The sequence below is a fragment of the Streptomyces sp. NH27 genome (assembly GCF_056859195.1).
Genome location: NZ_JACEGK010000697.1, coordinates 1 through 3,316, shown reverse-complemented (window position 1 = coordinate 3,316; position 3,316 = coordinate 1). Strand labels below are relative to the sequence as shown.

General features: G+C 71.6%; 1 protein-coding gene. It reads right to left on the bottom strand.

From position 1 onward, the window contains the following. Positions 1-37: 37 nt before the first annotated feature. Positions 38-3,316: glycoside hydrolase family 3 C-terminal domain-containing protein (locus AC13HU_RS34575; protein WP_483045952.1), on the bottom strand; the 3,279-nt coding region annotated here is incomplete at its 5' end.

The window sequence follows — 3,316 nt, the reverse complement described above, 5'->3', positions numbered from 1 at the left end:
GCTGTTCGTCTGCCGCCCGAGTCCTCGGGCGAGGGCCTCAGCCCACCGATATCGCGAACACGTGGATACCGCTGTCGGCCGGCAGCTTCACCGTCGCCACCGTCTTCGACGGGTCGAGGGCGCCACCGGTGGTGTAGAGGCTGACCGCGTGGTCGCCGACGGTGCCCGGCGGGCGGTTCCAGTTGGCGGTGGTGACCGCCAACTGGCTGTTGCCGCCGGCCGCGTTGGAGTACCAGTTGGGGAAGTCCACCGCGAGGTCGGTGCTGGTGCCGTCGGTGTAGGTGACGGTGACCGTGCCGGAGTGCGCGCCGACTCCGGCGCCGAGCAACCCGAGCCGCGTACCCTGACCCGTCACCTGGATGGCCTGCCCGGCCGCCGCGACGTTGTCGGGCTGCCCGGGTCGGGTGTCCGGCCAGGCATACGCCAGGCCGTTGGCGGTGATTGTCGCACCGGGGGTGTAGCCGACCGCCGCGAGCTGGGTGGTGGAGTAGCTGTAGCCGCCCGGGTCGAGGTTCCCGGTGGACGGGTCACTGTCGGCGCTGATCCCCTCGTTGTCGTACGCGGCCGCGGTCGTCGCATACGGCACGGTGGTCGTGGTGGTGCCGGTACGGGTCTGCCGCCCGCCCAGGGTGAAGGTCGCCCTGCCGGTGAGGGTGGCGGGACCGGCGGCCGCGTCCGTGGCGGCGGTCACCGTCCAGGAGGCGCTGACCGAGGAGTGCGGGCGTACCACCGGGAACGAAGTCGCGCCGTGCGCGGCGGACTTGGCGGTCCAGCCGGCGGGCAGGGACAGTGCGAGGTTCGCGCCGAGCACCGTGGAGTCGCCGGTGTTGGTGAAGGTCTGCCGCACCGTCTGGGTGCTGCCCGCGCCGGTGGTCGGCGCGGCGCCGACCGCGGTGTACTGGGTGCCGACGGTCCTGCGCACCGTGACCGACGTGCTGAGCGGGGTGCTGGCGGAGGACTCGCCGACGTAGACCGGGTAACTGCCGTCCTGCACCGTCCAGTCGTGGGCGCTGCTGTCCCACACCCGCAACGCGTCCGCGTCGAGGGTGAGTTGGACGCGCTTGGTCTGGCCGGGCGCCAGCTGCACCTTGGCGAAGGTCTTCAACTCCTTCGGCGGTTCGCCCGATCCCTTGGGGTGGCCGAGGTAGACCTGCACCACCTCGGAGCCGGTGCGGTGGCCGGTGTTGGTGACGTCCACCGACAGCCGTACCGGGGCGGTGCTGCCGGCGCCGCCGGTCAGCGCGCCCGCGCCCGGCGACCGCACGGCCAGGTGGGAGAGGCGGAAGGTGGTGTACGACAGGCCGTAGCCGAACGGGAAGAGCGGCGTCTGGTCCTCGTCCTGATACCAGCGGTAGCCGACGTCCAGTTTCTCGCTGTAGTCGTAGACGCCGTTGACCGCCGGGTAGCGGCCGGGGGCCGCGGCGACCGCGGTCTGGGTGTCGGTCCGCGGGAAGCTGACCGGCAGCCGGCCGCCGGGCGAGACGTCGCCGGTGAGCAGCGCGGCGAGCGCGTTGCCGTCCTCCTGGCCCGGGTACCACATGTCGAGCACGGCGGGCACGTCCGCGAGCCACGGCATCAGGACCGGCGCGCCGGCCCGCAGCACCACCACCGTCTTCGGGTTGGCGGCGGCGACCGCGGCGATCAGGTCGTTCTCGTTGCCGGGCAGCGCCAGCGTGGTGCGGTCCGAACCCTCCCTGGAGGTGTCGCCGACCACCACGACCGCGGTGTCCGCGTTCCTCGCGGCGTCCGCGGCGGCCTGGATGGTCGGGTCGGGCACGTCGGGCGAGGACCAGCCGACGGTGACCGAGGCGCTCTGCGTGTTGTCGTAGTACTCCACCCGCACCTGGTGCGGTTCGCCCGCGGTGAGCTGGACCGGGGTGCTGGTGACCGTCTTGGCGGCGTGGTTGCTCCAGTTGTCGACGATCAGCTTGTCGTCCAGGTAGATCCGGCTGCCGTCGTCGCTGGTCGCGGCGAAGGTGTACGCCCCGGTGCCGGGCGCGGCGAGGGTGCCGGTCCAGCGGGCCGAGAAGCCGTCGACGGGGATGCCGGCGGCCGGAGAGCCGTTGCCCCAGTCGAAGTCGATGTTCGGGTCGTCCCGGGTCACCGCCGGGGTGCCGGAGAGCGTCTTGTTGGCGAAGTACTCGCCCTTCAGCCCGCTCAGCGCGGATGCCGGGATCACCGGGTAGCCGCTGGTGTTGCCGGCCTTCACCGAGGTGATGTCCACCCCGCCGCCCAGCCGCGCCTTCAGCCCGGTCAGCGGGTCCACCTTCTTGTACGGGGTGACCGCGGAGCTGCCGCCGCCCCCGGTGACCGCGGTCTCGGCGTTCGGGCCGATCAGGGCGAGCGAGCCGAGCTTCTTCGGGTCGAGCGGGAGCATCGAGCCGCTGTTCTTCAGCAGCACGCTGCCGTCCTCGGCGGCCTTGCGGGCGAACGCGCTGTCGGCGTCGTAGTCGGCCGGCTTCGGCGTCCGCTGGTCGAACAGCCCGGTGCGGAACTCCAGTCGCAGGATGCGCCGGGCCGCGTCGTCGAGCACCGACTGCGGCACCTGGCCGGCGGCGACGGCGGCGGGCAACTGCTTGAAGTAGGTGGTGCCGCTGAACTCCTGGTCCAGGCCGGCCAGTGCGGAGGCGACGGTGCTGTGGTTGGCCGGGTAGTCGGTGTCCACGACGCCGTCGTACTTCCACTCGTCGATCAGCAGGTCCCGCAGGATCTGCGCGTTCTCGCACGCATACGTGCCGTTGACCTGGTTGTACGCGCACATCAGCGACCAGACGTGGCCGTCCTTGACCGCCTTCTCGAACGCGGGCAGGTAGATCTCGTGCAGCGTGCGCTCGTCGATGTTCGAACTCGACGTCGTGCGGGCGTTCTCCTGGTTGTTGCCCGCGAAGTGCTTGACCTGCGCGGCGACTCCCTGGTCCTGGATGCCGCCGATCTCCGACGCTGCCATGTCGCCCGCGAGTTGGGGGTCCTCGCCGAGCGTCTCGAAGTCGCGGCCGCCCAGCGGGGTACGCACGATGTTCACCATCGGGCCGTAGATCGCCTGGTAGCCACGGGACTTGGCCTCCGTGCCCATCACCGTGCCGTACTGCTCGGCCAGTTCGGTGTCGAACGACGCGGCCAGCGACACCGGCGACGGCAGCGCGGTCTCCGGCTGCCCGTCCCGCACCCCGCTCGGCCCGTCGGTGAACTGCATACCGGGAATCCCGAGCCGGTCCACGCCCGGGATGTACCCGGTCGCGTGCGATCCGCTCGGCACCCCCACGGCCGTCATCAGCGACGCCTTCTCCGTGTTGGTCAGCTGCGCCAGCAGCAGGTC